Genomic DNA, 23,001 nt, shown 5'->3' with positions numbered 1-23,001 from the left:
CATTGTACTTTTCAGGATAAATGAAGAAAAAGACACATAATATTTCCAGTGCCCACCTATTAAACTAAAGAATACGAGAGTATAATGAAATAAGTTTGGAGTACATCCATTACCCTGCTAACGGACAATTTGGTAAAGATAGAAGTTTACGATAAAGGAAGACGATGCCGAATGGAAAAATACACAAAGCATTTTTTTAATAACGTACGAAAAAAATTACAAGAGTGGGAGGCCGCGATCTCCATCCCTCATGAAGAAGTATACCGGTTCATCCATTCCATGGCTGGATCAGCCTCTGTGCTTGGGTTACATAAAATCGGGGACCGGGCACGGGAATTGATGGGTCAGTATGAAGAAAAGGAAGAACGGATATGGACGATTACAGACGTGAAGGAAGAGCTGTTTGATATCATTCAATTCTGTTATCAATATGAGGAAGAGTCCACAGAGGTATTTCCGGGAAAGCAAACAAGGACCGGCGAAGAGCCTGTCTTGTTACTCATTGATGATGACACCTCCTTCCTAATGTATATGAAGGAAGAGCTTGAGAAAATAGGCTGGTATGTCGTACCCATCGCCAATCCTGATAAGGCGGTTATGTCCTATTACGACGTCAAACCGGATTGTGCCATCATCGATATCTATATGGATGGGACGAATGGATTCGAAGTTCTGGACTTTTTCAAGAAGAAGCTGAAGCAGCAGTTCATCCCTACGGTCATGGTGAGTGCGGAAAACAGTAAAGAGGTCCGTATGAAAAGCTATCAGATGGGCGCGGATGATTTTATTGCCAAGCCCTTTGACCTGGAAGAATTCATTGTACGTGTGAAAAGGCAGATGGAGAGAAAGAAACAGATGGAAGAGCTTGTGCTGATTGATGAACTTACACTGGTGTATAACCGTAAATATCTTGGGCAGGCGTATGCCCAACTTCAAAGTGATTGGGCACGAAGAGGGGACTCTTATTGTGTCGCTGTTCTGGATTTGGATCATTTCAAGGGAGTGAACGATCGGTATGGACATCTGGTCGGGGACCTGGTGCTGAAGAAATTCGCTTCACACCTGAAGTCGGAAACGAGAATCCAGGATACGGTCTTCCGCTTTGGAGGAGAAGAATTCGTCATCATTTTCCCTCATACATCTGTAAAAGAAGCGTATGCATTGGTCGATGATATACGTAAAGGGTTCAATCACGTTCTGTTTCAGGCAGAAGAGGACTTTTCCTGTTCTTTCTCTGCAGGAGTCGCGGAAATCGCTGATCCTACCAAGCCCTTTGATACGTGGCTTAAGCTTGCGGATCATGCCCTTTACGAGGCGAAGGGAAGCGGCAGGAACAACGTAAAGATCGATCGGAAATCAAGTGATAATACCCCTCATAAAACGATCAAGATTGCCATTGTGGATGATGATCCGATCATCCGGACAGTGATGAAGGATATCGTATCGAAGCTGCCGGGAGATACTCATATTCAGTATGACATCCAGACATTCAATGATGGAGCTGCGTTTGTGGAGTCCGACTGGCATGTCTCACACCCTTGTCTCGTCATTTTAGATGGGGTGATGCCGAAGATGGATGGCCTTGAAGTATTGGAACGCATCCGTTCAAGGAGTGATTCTGATCGGTACAAGGTGCTTATGTTGACGTCGAGGAAGAGTGAGAAGGACATTTCAAGATCCCTTCTTTTAGGTGCGGATGATTATATGACAAAGCCTTTTAAATTATTAGAGCTCGAAGCCCGTTTAGGTCAAATGCTGAGAAGGATGAGGTAATTGTTTTCAGAAGAGATTTTTTATTTTTCTATTGTGCTCTTTGGTTTGCTGGTTGTGTTAACAGGCCTTTGCCTGTATTTAATGATAAAGAAGATGATGGATAACAAGAATCGGGCGAAGATTGAGAAATATAAAGAAGAGTATCAATTAGCCCTTTTTCAATTTTTACATGAAGGTGTCGAGGATGAGAGATTTCTGAACAGTTCCCCCCTGCAGACCCGGGCGCTGGTGGAGCTGTTGGCAAGCTTTTCAAAAGTTCTTTCCTCACCGGACATACTAGAAAGGTTACAAGAATTTGCAGAAGACCATCTCCAGCCGTTCATTCTGTCTCAGCTAAGGCACAGAAGATGGAGTATCCGAATGAATGCTCTTTATTGGATACAGGATTTTAAAATGCGAAGTATGAGAGAGCCGTTGAGAGAACTAAGGGAAGCTGCATCCATAAGTAAATCGGAAGAGATTCAGTTATTGAAAATCGATGTGCTTTTTGACGATCGGGATCTGTTATCACGATTGACAGACACATTGCATGAGTTAACGGAATTTGAGTACAGTTTGCTGTTTCAGTCATTTGGGGGTGACCAGTTTCAACCATTGATCCACGCCTTTGACGAACTTCCCGAAGTGATGAAGTATGCCCTTATCGATTCGATTGGGGTGAAGAATAGGATGGAGCATATCCCTTTCCTGCAGCGGTTGTTGACAGAGGACTCCACTGAGCTGAGGGTCCGTGCGTTGAAGGCCGTGGTGGGGATGGAATATTATCTTGATATACCGGAACTTTCTGTTCACTTACGAGCTGAATCGTGGCAGGAACGGTTGATGGCCATTAAAGCATGCGAGTATATCCGTTCCCCGGAATTGACCCCGTATCTACAGGAGCTTATGAGCGATCCGTCCTTTTATGTCAGGTCCCAGGCAGCTCAATCCCTCCTTCGTGTTGAGAAGGGTAAAGGAATCTTAGGGGACATCGCTGTCCATGCCGAGGATGAATATGCAAGGGATATGGCAACCCAATGGCTTGAAAGGGGGGCGGTTTCATGAATATGGGGAATATCATGATGGTCATAGGATGGTTCGTTCTTATTTATATGATTCTGGTTGTCTCTTTTTATACGATTCTCCTCATCATTTCGCTGTTTCAATTAAGGAAGACCTATGGCCTTGATGAATGGGAACCGTACGAAGAGCTTATGCATCTGCACCAAACCAAGCCGGTGTCCATATTGGTCCCTGCTTACAATGAATCAGTAGGGATCATGGCAACGGTGAGGTCACTCCTTAGCATCGAATACCCTGAATACGAAATCATCATCATCAACGACGGTTCCACCGATGATTCCCTGGAGAAACTCATTGAAACGTTCCAATTGGTTAAAATCAAATGGGTAATCCGTCAGCAGTTGAACACACAGCCGGTGAGAGGCGTGTATCAATCAAAGCTATATAAAAATTTACTGGTCATCGATAAGGAAAACGGAGGAAAGGCAGATGCGTTGAATGCCGGCATTAATGTTTCAAACTTTCCTTATTTCTGCTCCATTGACGGCGACTCGGTGTTGGAACGTACCGCATTCCTGAAAGTGATGAAACCGATCGTCGAATCCGACGGGGAAGTCATTGCGTCAGGCGGGAGTATCCGGATTGCCAACGGCTGTGATATAGAAAGCGGGGAAATTGTGAAAGTAGGTCTGTCCCGGTCCCCTCTTGTCGTCATGCAGGTGATTGAATACTTAAGGGCATTTTTGATGGGTAGAATCGGCTTGAGCAGGCACAACTTGCTGCTGATTGTTTCCGGGGCATTCGGTGTCTTCTCGAAACGCTGGGTCGTCGATGCCGGTGGCTACTCCCATACCGTGGGGGAAGACATGGAGCTTGTTGTCAGGCTTCACCGGTATGTGAAGGAACAAAAAGCGGATAAAAAAATCGTTTATGTTCCCGATCCCGTAAGCTGGACGGAAGCACCTGAATCCCTGAAATACCTGCGCCGTCAACGGAGCAGATGGCACCGGGGACTATTTGAAAGCCTCTGGATCCACCGTAAGCTCATATTCAACCCGAAATATGGTTCAATCGGAATGATTTCCATGCCGTATTTTTTAATCATTGAATTCCTTGGTCCGGTCGTTGAATTGATGGGATACGTCATCATGATTCTATCCATCTTTCTTGGCGGCGTTTATCTCGAGTTTGCCATTCTATTATTCTTGTTATCCATCCTTTATGGGTCGGTATTGTCCATGGCAGCCGTCCTCCTGGAAGAATGGTCCGTCAGAAAGTTCCCGAAAGCATCCGATATCGGACGGCTTTTTGCCTATTCATTAACCGAGACGCTATGGTATCGTCCATTGACCGTTCTCTGGCGGTGTGAGGGGATCCTCGATGTGATCCGTAAAAAAAGAGGCTGGGGAGAAATGGCGAGAAAAGGAGTTTCAAAATGACAAAGTTGAAATCTTATTCATTTGTCTTGTTCATTGCAGCCATCGTCCTGCTGATTTCTGCCCCTTTCTGGCTGTGGCAGGTGAAGGACGAGAAGAAACTGGATCTGTTGATCATAGATAAGACGGTACCTAATACCACATACCGTGAACATAAAGGACTTATGTGGCTCCTGAATCAGCAGAAATATGTTCAAACAAATGGGAAACGGTATGAATTGAAGAAAGACTATATAGGTTTTGTTCCGAAAAAGGACAAAACATTCGATATTAAACATATTCCTTCATCCACTGACAAGTATGATGCGGTCTACATAGCCGATACGTATGGGGTGTATGAAGAAGAGTTCCATAATAAAAATGTATCAGGCAAGCGATCTTCTAAGTTATACGGAGGATTGACCGATCAGGATATGGATGCCCTGAACGATATGGCGACGAAGGATGGAAAAACATTGATCGCCGAATTCAATTCCATGGCACAGCCTACGGAGGAAGTTACGCGCAAGAAATTTTATTCCCTTTTCAATCTGGAGTGGTCCGGATGGATTGGAAGGTACTTCCCGAAACTTGAAAACAGCGAAGTGCCTCAATGGGTGAGGGATAACTACGAGAAGCAGTATGATGAGACCTACAATTTCAAAGGCCCTGGTTATGTCCTGGTGGACGAAAATGATCAACTGGTCGTACTGGATAAGAAAGACATTGGAAAGAAAGGGGTGGTTTTTTCCACTACTCCTAATGGAGAAAAGGTAATCGGTGAAAAAATCAGCACCCCTTACTCCTATTGGTTTGATATCGTGGAAGCCATCGACCCTGAAGAGGTTATGGCCAACTACACGCTATCTTTGTCGAAGAGCGGGAAGGACACCTTGAAAGCCTTAAATTTGCCGATAACATTCCCTGCCGTTGTCCACGGGCAGAACCGTCAATACGACACGTACTACTTCAGCGGGGATTATGCGGATCAGGCAGATGTGCCGGACCTTTATCAAACCGTCGGATTTTCTTCTTGGAGAAAATGGACGGGATCATCAAAACCCGATGATACATCCCAATTTTACTGGAAGGCCTATGCACCCATGATGAGGGCAATCCTTGAGGACATCCAAAAGGGTGGTGAACAAAAGGAGATGGATACTGTTGAAACCACCGAAGAATCTGGTCTTAAGCTCCCTGGAAAAACAGGCAGAGACTACATTCAGGTGAAGAAGGACGGTAAGTGGGAAGATCTCCTTATTAAAGGGGTGAATATGGGCATTGCCAGACCTGGATCATTCCCAGGGGAAACAGCCATTTCAAAAGAGGAATACATGAGGTGGTTCAAACAGATGGGAGCCATGAATGCCAACGCGCTCCGGATCTATACCATCCATCCTCCCGAATTTTATGAAGCCTTTTACGAGTATAATCAGATGGCGGAAGAGCCGCTGTATTTATTCCACGGGGTTTGGGTCAATGAAGAGATTTTCTTACGGTCTGAAGATGCCTTTGCGAAGGAAAACAACGACGAATTTTCTGCAGAAATCAAGAAGACCATCGATCTGGTCCATGGAAACGCTGAAATACCTGAGCGGAAAGGGCACGCATCGGGTTCATATAAGTATGATATATCCCCTTACGTCCTTGGCTGGATCTTTGGGGTCGAGTGGGATCCTGAAGTGGTCCTTGCAACAAATGAAAAGCATAAAGGACTGGAAGACTTTAAAGGAGAATACATTGAAACCGAAAAGGCGAAGCCATTTGAAATATGGCTGTCGGAAAGAATGAATGAAGGAATCAAGTATGAAACCGACACATATCATTGGCAAAGACCGGTCAGCTTTACGAACTGGGTGACGACTGATCTGTTGGATCATCCGAGTGAACCCCTTGAGAAGGAAGATATGGTATCGGTGGACCCGAACGTCATGAAGGAAACCGACAAGTTGAAAACAGGATTGTTTGCTTCTTATCATATCTATCCGTATTACCCGGATTTTCTGAATTTCGAGGAGAAATATGTGGACTATATCGATCACCGGGGAGAAAAAAATAACTATGCCGGCTATTTACATGATATGAAGAAAGCCCACTCCATGCCGCTGGTGGTGGCAGAGTTTGGTGTCCCTGGTTCCCGGGGACTCACTCATAAAAACGTCTACGATATGGATCAGGGAAATCATTCCGAAAAAGAGCAAGGTGAATTAGACCGCAAGTTATTTGAGGATATCGTCGAAGAGAAAATGGCCGGCGGAATGGTCTTTGCCTGGCAGGATGAATGGTTCAAACGAACATGGAATACGATGGACTATGACAATCCGGACAGACGCCCGTTCTGGCAAAATGCCCAAACGAATGAACAGCAGTTCGGTATGTTGAGCTTTGATCCTGGAATAAGTAAATCCAGCATGATTCATGTGGACGGAAGACCTGAGGATTGGACATTCAATGGAATCAAGCCTGCTTTCGACAAGGATGGGCACAGCCTATTCGTGACGAGCGATGAGCGATTTGTTTATGTACGTATAGATTCAGACGAAATCGCAGAAGGGAAAGACTCGTATCTGCTGTTTGATACGATCGGGGACCAGGGCCAATCCACGATTCCCGGCGTGAAGGGTGTTACCACAAAAGGAGTGGACTTTGCCCTCCATATTATTGGAGAAAAGGAAGCCCGTTTATGGATCGACAGTTATTATGATACCCATCATTATCACTACGGCCATGTCCTCCACATGATTGAGGAAGAGAAATATGCCAAAGTGAAAGATAACGGGAAGTACCATCCAATCAGGCTGACATTGAACAAATCACTGGACGTTAAAGGGGAAAACATCCCGTTTCAATCATATGAAACAGGCGTTCTCCAGTTTGGTACATCAAACCCCCAAGATGAAAAGTATGATTCACTGACGGATATCAGTGTCGACACATCGGAAGGGCGATACGAAATACGAATACCATGGCAGCTACTGAATATAAAGGATCCCAGCCTGAAAGAAGCAATGGGGGACATCTGGTCAGGTAACGGTTTGCAAAGCTCGACTACCCTTGAGTCTATCAAGATTGGTTTATATGAAACCGATGGAAGAAAAGTATTTTCATATCCTTCAGCGAATGAGGGTGGGTTCATAAATCCTGCAGAGTTCTATCCTTACTCCTGGAATACATGGGACCAGCCGACATCCCATGAGAGATTGAAGCAGTCCTATTATGAAATGAAAGAAGCTTATGACAAAGAGGGGGAATAACAAATGGCGAGAATTCTGATTGCTGAAGATGAAGAAGTCCTCAGGATGTTGATGGTGGATACACTGGAAGACGAAGGGCATGAACTTGATGAAGCGGCAGATGGACAGGAAGCGATCGACCATATCATGGAGAATGAGTATGACCTCATTCTACTCGACTATATGATGCCTTTGTTTACAGGTCTTGAAGTGATTGAAAAGGTGAGGAATTCAGCGGATAAAAGCACCGTGAAGATCATGATGGTGTCTGCGAAGAGCCAGCAGTCGGATAAAGAACTTGTATTGAAATCAGGTGCTGACTATTTCATTGCAAAACCATATAGTCCGGCAGAGCTTGTGCAGCGGATCGAGGATATATTGAATGATAAAGAGAATTAATGACTTCTTTCAAACGAGTTTACGCAATCAATTCATAGGATTGATGAGCGGCTTTATTATCCTATTTATCATTGGGGCAACCTGTTTGTACGTGTACGATCAATCCATTGGAAGTGCATATAAGGTGCAAAGTGCTCAGCTAAATCAAAAAGAAGACGTAGCTGAGCAATTGTACAGGGACTTTCAAAAGGCGTTTTTTGATGCAAGAGGGTATCTTGCATTTGGAAGGCAGCCGTTCAAGGAAAGCATTTTTATCCAAGAGAAAAAAGTGGCGGATACGATTTCTAAGTTGAAGGAATTACAAACAGAACCAGAGGATCAACTTTTCATCAAAGATGCAGAGGAGTTTTCCAACCTTTATTTTAAGAAATTGGTCCCGCCAGTGATCAACAGTTACGAACAGGGGGATATAGAGGCTGTAAAAGAGGCCTCGGCCAGCGGTGCAACAGCCACAATCGAAACATTTCAAACCCAGTTAAACGGGTATGCAGATTCCATTGAAAAAAGTAAGCGTAGTGCATATGAGGAGGTCAATCGCAAAGAGTCTTTAAGCCAGACTGCCTTTATCGTCTTTATCTTACTAATGCTTCTTGTCCTGACGAGATTGATGAGAATGATCGCCAAGCGAATCGGTCAGCCTCTCGATCAAGTGTCTTCTGCGGCCGAACAAATCGCTGAGAACGATGCATACCAGAAATGGACGTTTAACAATAAACGAAAAGATGAAATTGGTAAGATGTCACGGGCTTTTGAAAAGATGATTTATAAAATTCAGGAGAAGGAAGAACACCTCCTGGCTCAGAATGAAGAACTGCAGGCCCAACAGGATGAGCTGGAGTCCCAGCAATCAGAGTTGGAGCATCTTCTGAATATGACGAAGAACAGAGAGTCCCAGCTGGAGCGCAGAAACGAATTTATTCATGGAATATCGAGCTCCCTTAACAAACAAGAAGTACTGGAAAGCATTGTAAAAAGCATGAGTTCTGTGATGGGGGCTTCCCGGGGCATGATTGTCCTGATGGATGAACAAAAGTCCAACGCTTCGTTTGGGATATCAAAAAACGGGGGGGCACAGTTCTTAACGTATATCTATAACGGAATCCATCAACGGTTATTCGATTCAAGAGAGCCTTTCTCCCTGAAAAGGGAAATGACGCCGTCAGAGAAAGGGTATCATGAAGAAGTGCTGTACTCCTATGACTTATTTTTGCCTGTTCTATCTGCCGGCCACGCTGTTGAGGCCATCATGGTATTCAGCCGCTTCGGAAATGATTTCAGCGAGAGGGAATTGGATGAATATATAAGCCTTGCAAAACAAATATCCATCTCTTTACAAAAAATCAGGTTATTTGAAGAAACCGAGGATAACCGTCAATTAACACAGGACATCCTGAATAATATTCAAGAAGGGATACAGCTCATCGATAAAGACGGCAATACCCTGTTAATGAATACGAAGTTATCTGCCTTGATCTCTGGTGATTTTGATGATCTTCATCAGGTGTGTTATCAAACCTGGAAACAGGCACTGATCAATCGGGTAGAAGATAAAGAAGAATTGGAGGAGTATTACGAAGACATCGTGAAACAAGGAAAGACAGGGAAACATGTTCTTACTTACCATCTGGCTGACAGCAAAGAAGTCTTCCAGGTATACTCTGAATCTCTCTATCGGGGTGAAGAACAAATCGGGACGATATTTGTTCATCGTAATATCACAAAAGAATTCGAAGTCGATCAAATGAAATCCGAGTTCGTCAGCACAGTCAGTCATGAACTTCGCACTCCGCTGTCAAGTGTGCTTGGTTTTACAGAACTGATGCTGACAAAAGAATTAAAGCCGGAAAGAACGAAGAAATACTTAACGACGATCTACCAGGAAGCCAAAAGGTTAACCTCTCTCATCAACGACTTCCTGGATGTTCAACGCATGGAATCCGGACGTCAAACTTTTGAGAAGAAATTTGAAGATATCGTCCCGGTGGTACAACACGTGATCGATACGCAAAAGGTAAATGCTCCTCATCATTACTTCAATATCGCAAGGGAGACGGACTGCACCATCGTTCTCGGAGACAAAGATAAACTATCCCAGGCCTTCACCAATCTGATCAGCAATGCCATCAAGTATTCTCCTGAGGGGGGGACCATCACCGTCCTTTTCCGTGAAGGGGATGAAAGCATACTCATCGATATACGGGACGAGGGCCTCGGTATCCCGCAGGATGCCATACCAAACCTCTTCGCCAAATTCTATCGGGTCGATAATTCAGACCAGCGACGAATTGGTGGGACGGGTCTTGGTCTCACCATTGTGAAGGAGATCATCGAAACCCATGAAGGAGATATCACGGTTTCATCAGAAGAAGGAAAGGGAAGTGTCTTTACCGTCCGCCTGCCGATCGTCACCATTGAAACCTTCAAAGAGGATGAGCACGGTGGTGATGGGATGAATATCATCGTTATAGAGGACGATATCAATCTTGCATCTTTACTAAAAGCCGAGCTGTCAGACAGTGGCTTCAAAGTTCAGCACAGCTCGTCCGGGAGTGAAGCACTTAAGAAGATTCAAGAGGAAAGACCGGATGCTGTCGTATTGGATATTATGCTTGAAGGAAGCATGTCGGGATGGGATGTATTAGAGAAGATGAAGTCGGACGAGGCGCTTTCCCATGTCCCCATTATCATATCTTCTGCTCTGGACGAGAAAGAAAAGGGTCTCACCCTGGGAGCCAACGATTATCTGGTCAAACCTTATCATCCAAGCAGGTTATCTAAAACCATCCTTCATCTCTTATTGAAAAAGGGAATGAAAGGTGAGATACTGATACCTGTTATCGATCAAAAGGCCGGACAGGAATAAAGTAAAGAGGCTTCTAATGTTGGAAGCCTCTTAATACTTTTATACAGAAAAAGAGCCCTTCGAATATCGAAGGGCTCTTCACTGTTTACTTATTGTTCATATCGTTACGTGTGATGATACGATCGATCAATCCATATTCAAGCGCTCTTTCAGCAGTCATGAAATTATCGCGATCCGTATCTTTTGAAATTACTTCAAGTGGTTGACCGGTGCGATCAGCCAGAATTTGATTTAATTTTTCACGAAGGAATAGAATACGCTTCGCAGCGATTTCAATTTCTGTCGCCTGACCCTGTGCTCCACCAAGTGGTTGGTGAATCATCACTTCAGCATTAGGAAGGGCTAAACGTTTGCCTTTTGCACCAGCTGCAAGAAGGAACGCACCCATTGAAGCCGCCATACCGATACAGATTGTCTGTACATCCGGCTTGATGTATTGAATGGTATCATAAATGGCCATACCCGCCGTGATGCTTCCGCCAGGAGAGTTTATGTAGATCGAGATATCCTTCTCCGGGTTTTCAGATTCAAGGAATAGCAGCTGTGCTACAATAGAGTTCGCCACATTGTCGTCAATGCCGCTTCCAAGCATGATGACACGGTCTTTCAATAAACGTGAATAAATGTCATAAGCACGTTCACCGCGGTTTGTTTGTTCAATTACTGTAGGAATTAAATTCATCCTCGTTCCTCCTTAGAAATCCTTTGTATTTGGTAGAATTACATATTCACTTTGTATTGTTATCATACACCCATGGTCAATAAAGGTCAAACTAAACGATTCCTTTATTATCCTGTATATAAATCCTTTCTACATGATACCCATTCATTCCTTTTTTAAACGGGGTGTATTGGGAAGTTTGTTGTTTAAGTAGGTAGATGTCTGTGAACATTTTTTCTGTTTAGGGGTAAATAAACCTGAACTAAGGATAGATAAAGATAAACAGATCCAGAATGAATTTAAGCTTTTATGTAAAGAAATCCCCACAACACTTTTAAATGATATTAATGATGAAGCTAAAAAAGACATAAACGATAATATCTATTGCAAACAAGCAATTTCTGGCTTATAATATATATTCGTGACGGTTATTCATTTCTTGCCCTCGTGGTGCAACGGATAGCACGTAAGATTCCGGTTCTTAAGATGGGGGTTCGATTCCCTCCGAGGGCGTAGTTGAAAGAGTGATATGAAGGTGTTTCTACAAGTTATTAATTTGTGGAAGCACCTTTTTTCGTTATATAATGTTCCTATTCTGAGGAAGTGTAGTTCAATATCCTATATGATTATGAGTCATATACATATGAAGGAGACAAAGCACGTAAAAGAACGCTTATGCGTGGAAATTTGTTTTGGAAGAAGATACTTCGCCTTATATGAGAAGATTTGGAGAAGAGGAAACTCGTTGATATAGCAAAGAAGAACAATCTATAACCGGGGATGGTGGATTAGAATGAAAGATTTTGTAGCTTTTGACTTTGAAACGGCTAATCGTGCAAGACACAGTATATGCTCAGTCGGAATGGTATTTGTAGAAAATGGTGAAATGGTTGATTCCATTTACCAATTGATTGATCCGGAAGAGGAATTTGATCATTTTAATATCAGAATACATGGGATTGAACCACAAGATGTTGAAGGCGCGATGACGTTCGATGCTTTCTATCATTCTATCAAGGACAAAATAGAGAATAAATTGATGATTGCCCATAATCTTTCCTTCGATGGATACGCTTTGAGGGATAATTTAGCTCGTTATGAAATGAAGCCCGTATACAACCAATTTCTCTGCACATATCAGTTGTCCAGAAAAATGGTGAAGGGTCTTCCTGCCTATCAGTTATCCTCTCTTTGTACATATTTTGGAATCCAATTAGATAACCACCATCATGCTGCAGATGATGCGAAAGCATGCGCTCAATTAATGCTAAAGCTGGCAGAACAGTACAAGATTACGGACTTTCATTCTCTCTACAAAAAGACTCGAATAACACCTGGAGAAATATCCGAGGGCATCTACCGCTCTTCATTAGTAAGTAAATCAGCTAAATAACTCAACTTTATCGTGATGTTCAATTGAGGCATCCTCCTGTGTCTTTTTCATTAGTAGCTTTTTATTCTATTGTACAAAAATTTAAGAGAATGATGTTGTGATGGATGGAGAACACCCACACCACGACAGTTGATTGGAGCGGAAGGTGCTCGACTCCCTCGGGAAACGCGGGACAGGTGAGACCCCACAGGCGAAGCCGAGGAGGCTCACCGCCCGCCCCGCGGAAAGCGGGCACCTGCAGCGGAAATCAACCACTACTCCCTCCGTAAAGTTTTTAAGGAATAAATCATATATATAGTACAAACCCACCAACTACCAACGAATTCCCATTAACGAACAACCATTTTTATTGTAGAATAGATAAATGGGAGGTTAGTAATCATGAATTTGAAAGCAGGTCTTTTTCAAAATCAACAACTGAAGCTTCAAATGACACAGCAACTTTCTCAAGCCATCACCATCCTCCAATATTCTACGATGGAACTGAATGCTTATCTGGAAGCTAAGCAATTAGAGAATCCCCTTATCCAATTAGAACCGCCTAAAAAAGATCCCCTTCTTCAAAGAGAACCTTATACCTATAAACGAAGCGCCGGACGCCATGAACATACAGTGGATTGGTATGAGTATGTATCCGTCCCAACGAGAACGCTAGCGGATGCGTTATCTGTTCAAGTAAATATGAAATCGCTTACTTCCTTAGATCGAAAGGTAATGGAAGAGTTAATATACAGCCTGGATGACAATGGATATTTAAGGATGGATGAAAACGCCTTTATTCAAAAACATGGTTTGGAAATGGCTCAACTAGAAAACTATGTTCATAGGCTGCAGGAATTAGAACCGGCCGGAATAGGGGCGAGATCCCTTCAGGAATGCATTTCCCTTCAACTGCGGCGGAAAGCAGAAGTTCCCTCACTGGTTACCATGGTTGTAGACAACCATTTTCCAGCTTTCGCCGAAAAGAAATGGAGGGCGATTGCGAAGGATCTTTCGGTTGAGCTGAAAGCCATCCAGAACGTGGCCGATTTCATCCGGCAGTGCAACCCAAGACCAGGATCGAAATATTCACAGCATATAGCTGAATATATTACCCCTGAGCTGGTTGTGAATGTGCTCGACGGACATACCGTGGCCGTATCCTTACATGATGGTACAACGGTCAACGTCACATATAATGAAGAGTACACAGATTTCTTAAAGCATCATCCGGATCAGGAAGTCCAGTCCTATCTTCAGGAAAAGGAACAGGACTTTCAGTGGCTGCTGCAAAGTTTACGTCAGCGAAAACAAACGATCCTGAAGGTAGGAAGGATGCTTGCTGAAAAGCAGAAGGACTTCTTTCTGCAAGGGCCATCTTTCATCCAGCCCCTGACGCTTAGGCAGGTGGCGGATGAAATCGGTGTTCATGAATCCACCATCAGCCGTGCCGTGAAGGGGAAATATATGCAGACGCCGTATGGGATCTTCGAGTTGAAGTATTTCTTTACTTCGGCGATTAAATCAGTACGTCTCGAAGATTCCGAAGCAGCTTCGGCCCGGACGGTCAAGAATGAGCTCCAAAAGCTGATTGATGAAGAAGACAAAAAAAAGCCGCTATCAGACCAGAAGATTGTCAATCTCCTACTGGATAAAGGGTATGATGTTTCGAGAAGGACCATCGCCAAGTACCGGGATCAAATGGGAATTGTTTCTTCGACGATGAGGAGGAGGTATGAATAGTACGGTTTCGGTCGGTGCCTGGCACTGAGAGTGAGTTTGGTGCCAGGCACCAGGTGGTAAAAAAGTGCCTGGCACCGGAAATGGCACCGGAAATTGGCACCGGAAACGGCACCGGAAATATGACACCGGAAAGATCCACCCATCATAGTATAAAGTGAGGTACGAGTATGAACGCAGTAACATTCTACACACGCACACAATGCGGGCTTTGCGAAGACGCAAAAATCACCTTAAAACTTCTCCAGGATGAACTGGGATTTGAAATCCTTGAGAAGGACATCGAGGAAAGCGATGATCTGACCGAACGTTTCAGTTTGATGATCCCGGTCGTGGAAATGGACGGGGAGATCCTTCAGTATGGGCAGATTGATTATTTTACGCTTAGCAAGCGTTTACATGAAAAAACCCGATAGTTTCTAGTTGAATTACGATTCATACCCTGATAAAATGAAACTTGTAAGCAGGGATGAATTTTTTTTGGAGGTAGTGGGACATAATATGTCTATGTGGGACCAAATGAGTCCAACGCATCCGCGCACTTCATTTGAAGGAGCTTTTAACTATGGAATCTTTAATTGACATACAAAAGCGATTATTACCTGACCTGCTTGAAATTATGCAAAAAAGGCATCAAATTCTACGTTCCATCCGGTTCATGCAGCCTGTCGGACGCAGAAGTCTTGCTCAGAATATGGGCCTGACGGAACGCGTACTGAGAAGTGAAGTGGAGTTCCTGAATAATCAAGATCTCATTGATATCAAAACTTCCGGGATGATCATGACGGAAGATGGTATCCAGCTTTTAGAGAACCTTGAAAGCATGATGAGGGAGATTTCCGGGATCAACGTAATGGAACAGGAATTAAAATCGTTACTTAATCTTCATGAAATTGTAATCGTTCCGGGGAATAGTGATGAGTCACCTTGGGTAAAAGAAGAATTAGGGCGTGCTTCAGCTGCTAGTATGAAACGCCGACTTAAGGGAAATACTATCATCGCTGTGACTGGAGGTTCGACGATGGCAGCCGTAGCAGAAAGGCTGACACCTGATTTTTCTGACGAAACCTTGTTCGTTCCTGCTCGGGGTGGAATCGGGGAAGATGTGAAGAACCAGGCCAATACCATCTGTGCCAAGATGGCCGAGCACACAGGGACGCGTCATCGTGTTTTATATGTGCCGGATCAGGTTAGTAAAGAAGTATATAAGTCCTTCTTGAAAGAACCGATGATCAAAGAGGTCCTTAATTTGATCAAATCCGCCAACATGGTTCTCCATGGAATTGGGGATGCTATCACAATGGCAGAAAGACGGAAGACCACGGAAGAGGATTTTGAGAAAATCACCGAGGGTCACGCCGTCGGGGAAGCATTTGGTTACTATTTTGACGAAGCAGGTGAAGTGGTACATAAGGTGCCGACGATCGGCCTGCAATTAGAAGATTTAAGTCACATCGAGAACGTCATCGCCGTCGCTGGCGGCAGCTCGAAGGCGAAAGCGATTCGGGCGTATATGAAAGGTGCTCCACACAAGACCGTGCTCATCACGGATGAAGGAGCAGCGAGAGAGCTTTTAAAAGGGTAAGCCCTTTTGAAATATAAAAAAATCATCCTTAACTATCTAAAGGAGGAAATTATTCATGGCAACAAAAATTGGTATTAACGGATTTGGACGTATCGGACGTAATGTATTCCGTGCAGCACTTAAAAATAACGACGTAGAGGTAGTAGCAGTTAATGACTTAACTGATGCAAACATGCTTGCTCACCTTTTACAATATGATACAGTTCACGGAACTCTTCAAGAGAAAGTAACTGTTGACGGTGACTACCTTGTAGTTGGCGGTAAGAAAGTAAAAGTATTGGCAGAGCGCGATCCTGCTCAACTTGGTTGGGGAGATCTTGGTGTAGATATCGTTGTTGAATCTACTGGCCGTTTCACAAAGCGTGCTGACGCTGCGAAACACATCGAAGCCGGCGCGAAGAAAGTCATCATTTCTGCTCCTGCATCTGATGAAGATATCACAGTTGTTATGGGTGTTAACGAAGATAAATACGACGCGGCTAGCCACGACGTTATCTCTAACGCATCTTGTACAACAAACTGCTTAGCGCCATTCGCGAAAGTTCTTAACGATAAATTCGGAATCAAGCGTGGAATGATGACAACCATCCACTCTTACACAAACGACCAACAAATCTTAGACTTACCACATAAAGATTACCGTCGTGCACGTGCAGCTGCTGAGAACATGATTCCAACAACTACAGGTGCTGCGAAGGCTGTATCTCTAGTTCTTCCTGAGCTTAAAGGGAAACTGAACGGTGGAGCGGTTCGTGTTCCAACTCCAAACGTTTCTCTAGTAGACTTAGTTGCTGAACTTGATAAGAACGTAACGGCTGAAGATGTAAATGCAGCTCTTAAAGAAGCTGCTGAAGGCGATCTTAAAGGAATCCTTGCTTACAGCGAAGAGCCTTTAGTATCAACTGACTACAACGGTAGCCCGGCTTCTTCTACAATAGATGCACTTTCTACAATGGTTCTAGAAGACAACATGGTAAAAGTCATCTCTTGGTACGATAACGAGAGCGGATACTCTAACCGTGTAGTAGACCTAGCAGGTTATATCGCTTCTAAAGGACTTTAATCGATAAAGTTTTGTAAATTGACATCATTAGCATGGTGATTGATGGATAAATTTTGTCCCACCATCTATAATGAAGATGTGATGAAGGGGAGCGGGGAAGATTCCCCTCTCCCTTTTCTTATTGTTGTTTCTATTTTTTTGAAAAAGATGTAGAAATTGAAAACCAAAGGAGGCCTTTTACGATGAACAAAAAGTCGATCAAAGATGTCGATGTAAAAGGGAAACGCGTATTTTGCCGTGTAGACTTCAACGTACCGATGTCTGAAGGCAAGATTACCGATGAAACCCGTATTCAAGCTGCACTTCCTACTATTAAGTATTTAGTGGAAGGCGGAGCAAAAGTCATTCTGGCCAGTCACTTAGGCCGTCCTAAAGGTGAAGTGGTGGAAGAGCTGCGCTTAATTCCAGTGGCTGAAAGACTTTCCGAACTTCTTGGGAAAAATGTAGCCAAAGCCGATGAAGCATATGGTGACGCTGTTCAATCCAAGATCAGTGACATGTCTGAAGGCGATGTCCTTGTACTGGAAAACGTTCGCTTCTACCCTGGTGAAACTAAGAATGACCCTGAGCTTGCGAAAGAATTTGCAGCGTTAGCTGACCTTTACGTGAACGATGCATTCGGTGCTGCTCACCGTGCGCATGCTTCTACTGAAGGAGTGGCGAAGCACCTTCCGGCTGTTGCAGGTCTTCTGATGGAGAAAGAGCTTGACGTATTAGGAAAAGCCCTATCCAATCCTGAACGACCATTCACAGCGATCGTCGGTGGAGCGAAAGTAAAAGACAAAATAGGTGTCATCGACAACCTGTTAGATAAAGTGGACAACCTGATCATCGGCGGAGGACTTGCTTACACATTCGTGAAAGCCCAAGGCCATGAAGTAGGGAAATCCCTTCTTGAAGAAGATAAAATTGATCTAGCCAAGCAATTCATGAAAAAAGCCGAAGAAAAAGGCGTTAAATTCCTTATGCCTGTTGATGTAGTCGTTGCTGATGACTTCTCAAATGATGCAAATACGAAGGAAGTAGACATCGATTCGATTCCTTCTGATTGGGAAGCACTTGATATCGGACCTAAGACAAGAGCTCTTTTCCAGGATACAATCAAAGATTCTAAGCTTGTGATCTGGAACGGACCGATGGGTGTATTCGAATTAGAAACATTTGCAAATGGAACGAAAGCCGTAGCGGAGGCGTTAGCCGATGCAACAGATACATATTCTGTTATCGGTGGCGGTGACTCTGCAGCAGCCGTTGAAAAGTTCGGCTATGCTGATAAGATGAATCATATTTCTACAGGTGGTGGAGCATCACTCGAGTTCATGGAAGGAAAAGAACTTCCTGGAGTAGTCGCTCTTAACGATAAGTAATCGCTTCTCAAAGACCAACCATTTTGCTGAAACGATTTGAAAACCAGAAAGGATGAGTACATTGCGTAAACCAATTATTGCAGGTAACTGGAAAATGAACAAAACGCTTGGAGAAGCTAAATCCTTTACTGAAGAAGTAAAAGGACTTGTACCGGATCAAGAAGTAGTGGATTCTGTCATTTGTTCCCCAGCCCTATTTTTAGAAAGCCTAGTGAACTTGACAAAAGATTCTAAAGTGGCTGTAGGTGCTCAAAACATGCACTTTGAAGAAAACGGAGCATTCACAGGAGAAGTAAGTCCTGTTGCCCTTTCCGACTTAGGTGTACAATATGTCATCCTTGGACACTCAGAACGTCGTGAAATGTTCAATGAAACGGATGAGTCAGTGAACAAGAAGACTCTCGCTGCCTTCAAACACGGTTTAACACCAATTGTTTGTGTGGGTGAAACCCTTGAACAACGTGAAAATAATGAAACAAAAGATCTTGTTGGAACTCAAGTGAAAAAAGCACTTGCCGGCCTTTCTGAAGATCAAGTGAAACAAACGGTCATTGCTTATGAGCCAATCTGGGCCATCGGTACTGGTAAATCTTCTACAGCAGAAGACGCGAACGAAGTATGTGCCCACATCCGTCAGGTGGTTGCAGGAGAATTCTCTCAAACCGTTGCTGAAGCAGTGCGCATCCAATACGGCGGCAGCGTGAAACCGGCTAACATCAAAGAATACATGGCTCAATCAGATATTGATGGTGCCCTTGTTGGTGGAGCAAGCCTTGAACCACAGAGCTTCCTGCAATTGTTAGAAGGTGCAAGTAACAATGAGTAAATCACCCGTTGCATTAATCATCTTAGATGGTTTTGCTTGCCGTGACACGAAAGAAGGGAACGCTGTTGCCCAAGCGAAGAAGCCAAACTTCGATCGCCTGTGGAACCAGTACCCGCACAATCAACTGACAGCCAGTGGAGAAGCGGTAGGTCTCCCTGAAGGTCAAATGGGGAACTCTGAAGTAGGTCACTTGAATATCGGTGCAGGACGTATCGTGTACCAAAGCTTGACTCGTGTGAACCTGGCCATCCGTGAAGGGGAATTCGAACAGAATACCACATTCCTGGATGCCATCAATCACGCGAAGAAAAAAGGGACGAATCTTCATATCTTCGGATTGCTTTCGGATGGCGGAGTGCACAGCCATATCGAGCATCTTTATGCCCTTCTTGGTTTAGCGGCCGAAGAAGGAATGAAGGATGTATATGTCCATGCCTTCCTTGACGGTCGAGACGTCGGCCCTCAAACGGCGAAGAAGTACATTGAAGACGCAGAGGCGAAAATGAAAGAAATCGGTGTAGGTCAATTTGCGACGATTTCAGGTCGTTACTATTCAATGGACCGCGATAAGCGTTGGGAACGGGTGGAGAAATCCTACCGTGCCATGGTATATGGTGAGGGCCCAAGCTATCACGATCCAATCGAACTGGTCAACGATTCGTATGAAAATGGAATCTACGATGAATTCGTCATTCCATCCGTTATCACCAAAGAAAACGGGGAGCCCGTAGCGACGATCAAAGATGAAGATGCTGTTATCTTCTATAACTTCCGTCCTGACCGTGCCATCCAAATTTCGAATACATTTGCCAATGCAGATTTCCGTTCATTCGATCGCGGGGATAAATTCCCGAAAGATCTTCACTTTGTATGCTTAACCAAATTCAGTGAAACCGTTAATGGATTTGTTGCGTTCAAGCCGACAAACCTGGATAACACACTGGGTGAAGTTCTTTCACAAAACGGACTGAAACAACTTCGCATTGCAGAAACCGAGAAGTATCCTCATGTCACCTTCTTTATGAGTGGCGGACGTGAAGATGAATTCCCGGGTGAAAAACGGATCCTCATCGATTCTCCTAAAGTGGCAACGTATGACTTGAAGCCTGAAATGAGTGCCTATGAAGTGACGGACGCTTTACTGGAAGAGATTCGTGAAGATCGCCAGGATGCCATACTCCTGAACTTTGCAAACCCTGATATGGTCGGTCACTCAGGTATGCTTGAGCCGACGATCAAAGCAATCGAAACAGTGGACGAATGCCTTGGAAAGATCATCGACCTCATCACGGAAAAAGGCGGTACAGCCATCATCACAGCAGACCATGGGAATGCAGATGAAGTACTGACCGAAGATGGCAAGCCTATGACGGCTCACACGACGAACCCCGTTCCTGTCATCGTGACAAAAGAAGGCGTGGAGCTTCGTGACGGAGGGATCCTTGGCGATCTTGCCCCGACAATGTTAGATCTATTGAATGTCAAGCAACCAGACGAAATGACTGGAAAATCATTAATTAAAAAATAAGGAGAGATTCTAAATGCCATTTATTACAGACGTATATGCTCGTGAAGTATTGGATTCACGCGGTAACCCAACAATCGAAGTAGAAGTTTACACACAATCAGGTGCTTTCGGACGCGCACTTGTTCCATCTGGAGCATCAACTGGTGAATACGAAGCAGTAGAACTTCGTGACGGAGAGAAAGACCGCTACCTTGGTAAAGGGGTACAAAAAGCAGTCGATAACGTAAACAATGAAATCGCTGAAGAAATCATCGGTTATGATGTGACGGAACAAGTTGCCATCGACCAGGCGATGATCGCTCTTGACGGTACAGAGAACAAAGGTAAACTGGGTGCCAATGCAATCCTTGGTGTATCCATGGCTGTTGCTCGTGCAGCTGCTGTCTTCTTCGGAGTAGAATTATACCAATACCTTGGTGGATTCAACGCGAAGCAGCTTCCAGTACCAATGATGAACATCGTAAATGGTGGAGAGCACGCTGACAATAACGTAGACATCCAGGAATTCATGGTCATGCCTGTAGGAGCTCCTACTTTCAAAGAAGGTCTGCGCATGGGTGCTGAAATCTTCCACAGCCTGAAATCAGTTCTTAAATCAAAAGGCTACAACACGGCAGTGGGTGACGAAGGTGGATTCGCTCCAAACCTTAAATCCAATGAAGAAGCACTTTCTACCATCATCGAAGCAATCGAAAAAGCTGGATACAAGCCAGGAGAAGAAGTTCTTCTTGCAATGGACGTTGCAGCTTCTGAAATCTACAACAAAGAAGACGGTAAATATCATCTTTCCGGCGAAGGCGTCGTTCGTACGTCAGCAGAAATGGTTGATTGGTATGAAGAAATGTGCAACAAATACCCAATCATCTCAATTGAAGATGGTCTTGACGAAAACGACTGGGATGGTTTCAAACTACTGACTGACCGCATCGGTAACAAAGTTCAATTAGTAGGCGATGACCTTTTCGTTACAAACACGACTAAGCTTTCACAAGGTATCGAGCAAGGTATCGGTAACTCGATCCTGATCAAAGTGAACCAAATCGGTACACTGACTGAAACATTTGACGCGATCGAAATGGCGAAACGAGCTGGTTACACAGCAGTCATCTCTCACCGTTCAGGTGAAACAGAAGACAGCACAATCGCTGACATCGCTGTTGCAACAAACGCTGGTCAAATCAAAACAGGTGCCCCGTCACGTACGGACCGTGTTGCGAAATACAACCAACTACTTCGCATCGAAGATCAATTGGCTCACACAGCTCAATATCTTGGAGCGAAAACGTTCTATAACGTTAATCGCTAATAACGATTGAAGAGAATCAGCCCCGTCCTTGGACGGGGCTGTTTTTTTGGTTTGTGGAGATTTGTGGAGGGGGATGTAATCGGTGTCCAGCTTTTTGGTGTTGATTCAAGTGCTTCCGGATGGTGTCAGCTTCTGGTTTTGAGAGGAATCCAGCGGGTTTTAGCGAAAATCCAGCCGTTATTGGTGAGAATCCTGCAGGTTTAAGAGAAAATCCAGCCGATTTAACGTCAAATCCGGCCGAAATAGCCAGGAATCCAGCCATTTAACATTTTATACCAAAACCAATCACTGACATACGCCTCCTCAAATCCAAACCTTTACATAATTCAAACAATATTACCTTGTCCCCTACATCTTTCCTATGGTAAACTAAGACTAATGTTATGTTCGTATCAGGAGGTGGGACTCATGCACACTTTTTTAGTCACTTTACTTATTATCGTATCAATTGCACTTATTGCTCTTGTATTACTTCAGTCAGGTAAAAGTGCTGGACTTTCAGGGGCCATCTCTGGTGGTGCAGAACAACTTTTCGGGAAACAAAAAGCACGTGGTATTGACTTAGTACTTCACAGAATCACAATCGTATTATCGGTACTATTCTTCGTACTAACCATTGCTATCGTAGCTATTTAATACGGACTGAAAACCTGATCATTAAGGTCAGGTTTTTTTATTTAAACAGACAGATTTATTTAAAATAAGCATAAGGATTGGTTTATAAATAAATAGACTACGTAGTGTTAATCCTTATTAACTTATGCTTATAAGTTGAATGGAGCGGAAGTTGTTCGACTCCCTCGGAAAAAGTTATTATACCAGTGCTTACAACCGTTTTATTCTCTTGTGAAAATTTTTTTGTGAATCA

Annotated in this window: 17 protein-coding genes and 1 tRNA gene; 17 read left to right on the top strand and 1 reads right to left on the bottom strand. The window is 43.9% G+C overall.

Annotation, left to right across the window (positions count from 1 at the left end):
- The first annotated feature begins 171 nt into the window (after positions 1–171).
- The 6 genes from JI667_RS17130 to JI667_RS17105 are packed head-to-tail and all read left to right on the top strand — an operon-like array spanning position 172 to position 10,685.
- Positions 172–1,773, top strand: a complete 1,602-nt coding sequence (locus tag JI667_RS17130) for a GGDEF domain-containing response regulator (RefSeq protein WP_206857385.1) — start codon at positions 172–174, stop codon at positions 1,771–1,773.
- Positions 1,774–2,817, top strand: coding sequence for a HEAT repeat domain-containing protein (locus tag JI667_RS17125; protein ID WP_206857379.1), 1,044 nt, complete (start codon positions 1,774–1,776; stop codon positions 2,815–2,817). It begins immediately after the preceding gene.
- Positions 2,814–4,214, top strand: a complete 1,401-nt coding sequence (locus tag JI667_RS17120; RefSeq protein WP_206857378.1) for a glycosyltransferase family 2 protein — start codon at positions 2,814–2,816, stop codon at positions 4,212–4,214. The genes JI667_RS17125 and JI667_RS17120 overlap by 4 nt, the downstream gene beginning before the upstream one ends.
- On the top strand, positions 4,211–7,444 hold the full coding sequence (locus JI667_RS17115) for a hypothetical protein (RefSeq protein WP_206857376.1): 3,234 nt from the start codon (positions 4,211–4,213) through the stop codon (positions 7,442–7,444). Before JI667_RS17120 ends, JI667_RS17115 begins: the two co-directional genes overlap by 4 nt.
- 3 nt (positions 7,445–7,447) lie before the next feature.
- Positions 7,448–7,822, top strand: a complete 375-nt coding sequence (locus tag JI667_RS17110; RefSeq protein WP_206857374.1) for a response regulator transcription factor — start codon at positions 7,448–7,450, stop codon at positions 7,820–7,822.
- Positions 7,806–10,685 (top strand): ATP-binding protein, encoded by a 2,880-nt coding sequence (locus JI667_RS17105; protein WP_211201328.1) that lies wholly within the window; start codon positions 7,806–7,808, stop codon positions 10,683–10,685. The genes JI667_RS17110 and JI667_RS17105 overlap by 17 nt, the downstream gene beginning before the upstream one ends.
- 85 nt (positions 10,686–10,770) lie before the next feature.
- Here the strand turns inward: JI667_RS17105 and clpP are convergent, their stop codons facing one another.
- Entirely contained in the window at positions 10,771–11,367 is a 597-nt protein-coding gene (gene clpP / locus JI667_RS17100; RefSeq protein WP_098352025.1) for an ATP-dependent Clp endopeptidase proteolytic subunit ClpP, read from the bottom strand.
- Positions 11,368–11,787: 420 nt separating this feature from the next.
- On the opposite strand from clpP, the gene JI667_RS17095 reads away from it, so the two are divergent.
- From JI667_RS17095 to secG, 11 genes are all read left to right on the top strand, one after another.
- A tRNA-Arg gene (locus JI667_RS17095) sits at positions 11,788–11,859 on the top strand.
- Positions 11,860–12,139: 280 nt separating this feature from the next.
- Positions 12,140–12,739, top strand: a complete 600-nt coding sequence (locus JI667_RS17090) for a 3'-5' exonuclease (RefSeq protein WP_206857371.1) — start codon at positions 12,140–12,142, stop codon at positions 12,737–12,739.
- A gap of 381 nt (positions 12,740–13,120) precedes the next feature.
- Positions 13,121–14,461 carry an RNA polymerase factor sigma-54 gene (gene rpoN / locus JI667_RS17085; RefSeq protein WP_206857370.1) on the top strand — a complete coding sequence of 447 codons (1,341 nt, stop codon included), beginning with the start codon at positions 13,121–13,123 and terminating at the stop codon, positions 14,459–14,461.
- Between the two features lie 167 nt (positions 14,462–14,628).
- Entirely contained in the window at positions 14,629–14,874 is a 246-nt protein-coding gene (locus tag JI667_RS17080) for a glutaredoxin family protein (protein WP_206857369.1), read from the top strand.
- A gap of 149 nt (positions 14,875–15,023) precedes the next feature.
- The gene (locus JI667_RS17075; RefSeq protein ID WP_061809792.1) at positions 15,024–16,043 is read left to right on the top strand and encodes a sugar-binding transcriptional regulator; all 1,020 of its coding nucleotides are present in this window, start codon (positions 15,024–15,026) and stop codon (positions 16,041–16,043) included.
- A 55-nt stretch (positions 16,044–16,098) separates the two neighbouring features.
- Positions 16,099–17,106 carry a type I glyceraldehyde-3-phosphate dehydrogenase gene (gap, locus tag JI667_RS17070; RefSeq protein WP_044338275.1) on the top strand — a complete coding sequence of 336 codons (1,008 nt, stop codon included), beginning with the start codon at positions 16,099–16,101 and terminating at the stop codon, positions 17,104–17,106.
- A 182-nt stretch (positions 17,107–17,288) separates the two neighbouring features.
- Positions 17,289–18,473, top strand: coding sequence for a phosphoglycerate kinase (locus JI667_RS17065; protein ID WP_206857368.1), 1,185 nt, complete (start codon positions 17,289–17,291; stop codon positions 18,471–18,473).
- A gap of 61 nt (positions 18,474–18,534) precedes the next feature.
- On the top strand, positions 18,535–19,299 hold the full coding sequence (gene tpiA, locus JI667_RS17060; RefSeq protein WP_206857367.1) for a triose-phosphate isomerase: 765 nt from the start codon (positions 18,535–18,537) through the stop codon (positions 19,297–19,299).
- Positions 19,292–20,827 (top strand): 2,3-bisphosphoglycerate-independent phosphoglycerate mutase, encoded by a 1,536-nt coding sequence (gene gpmI, locus JI667_RS17055; protein WP_206857366.1) that lies wholly within the window; start codon positions 19,292–19,294, stop codon positions 20,825–20,827. Before tpiA ends, gpmI begins: the two co-directional genes overlap by 8 nt.
- Positions 20,828–20,840: 13 nt before the next feature.
- Positions 20,841–22,133 carry a phosphopyruvate hydratase gene (eno, locus tag JI667_RS17050; RefSeq protein WP_206857363.1) on the top strand — a complete coding sequence of 431 codons (1,293 nt, stop codon included), beginning with the start codon at positions 20,841–20,843 and terminating at the stop codon, positions 22,131–22,133.
- Positions 22,134–22,541: 408 nt separating this feature from the next.
- On the top strand, positions 22,542–22,769 hold the full coding sequence (gene secG, locus JI667_RS17045; RefSeq protein ID WP_206857361.1) for a preprotein translocase subunit SecG: 228 nt from the start codon (positions 22,542–22,544) through the stop codon (positions 22,767–22,769).
- Positions 22,770–23,001 lie beyond the last annotated feature (232 nt).

The organism is Bacillus sp. NTK074B (assembly GCF_017303375.1).
Taxonomy (GTDB): Bacteria; Bacillota; Bacilli; order Bacillales; family Bacillaceae_B; genus Rossellomorea.
Note: the sequence above shows the minus strand (reverse complement) of the source record. Positions and strands in the feature narration are given on the sequence as shown.

Coding starts and splice junctions, on each gene's coding strand:
- JI667_RS17130 (WP_206857385.1), top strand. CDS start 172: ATGGAAAAATACACAAAGCATTTTTTTAATAACGTACGAAAAAAATTA.
- JI667_RS17120 (WP_206857378.1), top strand. CDS start 2,814: ATGAATATGGGGAATATCATGATGGTCATAGGATGGTTCGTTCTTATT.
- JI667_RS17115 (WP_206857376.1), top strand. CDS start 4,211: ATGACAAAGTTGAAATCTTATTCATTTGTCTTGTTCATTGCAGCCATC.
- JI667_RS17110 (WP_206857374.1), top strand. CDS start 7,448: ATGGCGAGAATTCTGATTGCTGAAGATGAAGAAGTCCTCAGGATGTTG.
- JI667_RS17105 (WP_211201328.1), top strand. CDS start 7,806: ATGATAAAGAGAATTAATGACTTCTTTCAAACGAGTTTACGCAATCAA.
- clpP (WP_098352025.1), bottom strand. CDS start 11,367: ATGAATTTAATTCCTACAGTAATTGAACAAACAAACCGCGGTGAACGT.
- JI667_RS17090 (WP_206857371.1), top strand. CDS start 12,140: ATGAAAGATTTTGTAGCTTTTGACTTTGAAACGGCTAATCGTGCAAGA.
- rpoN (WP_206857370.1), top strand. CDS start 13,121: ATGAATTTGAAAGCAGGTCTTTTTCAAAATCAACAACTGAAGCTTCAA.
- JI667_RS17080 (WP_206857369.1), top strand. CDS start 14,629: ATGAACGCAGTAACATTCTACACACGCACACAATGCGGGCTTTGCGAA.
- JI667_RS17075 (WP_061809792.1), top strand. CDS start 15,024: ATGGAATCTTTAATTGACATACAAAAGCGATTATTACCTGACCTGCTT.
- gap (WP_044338275.1), top strand. CDS start 16,099: ATGGCAACAAAAATTGGTATTAACGGATTTGGACGTATCGGACGTAAT.
- JI667_RS17065 (WP_206857368.1), top strand. CDS start 17,289: ATGAACAAAAAGTCGATCAAAGATGTCGATGTAAAAGGGAAACGCGTA.
- gpmI (WP_206857366.1), top strand. CDS start 19,292: ATGAGTAAATCACCCGTTGCATTAATCATCTTAGATGGTTTTGCTTGC.
- eno (WP_206857363.1), top strand. CDS start 20,841: ATGCCATTTATTACAGACGTATATGCTCGTGAAGTATTGGATTCACGC.
- secG (WP_206857361.1), top strand. CDS start 22,542: ATGCACACTTTTTTAGTCACTTTACTTATTATCGTATCAATTGCACTT.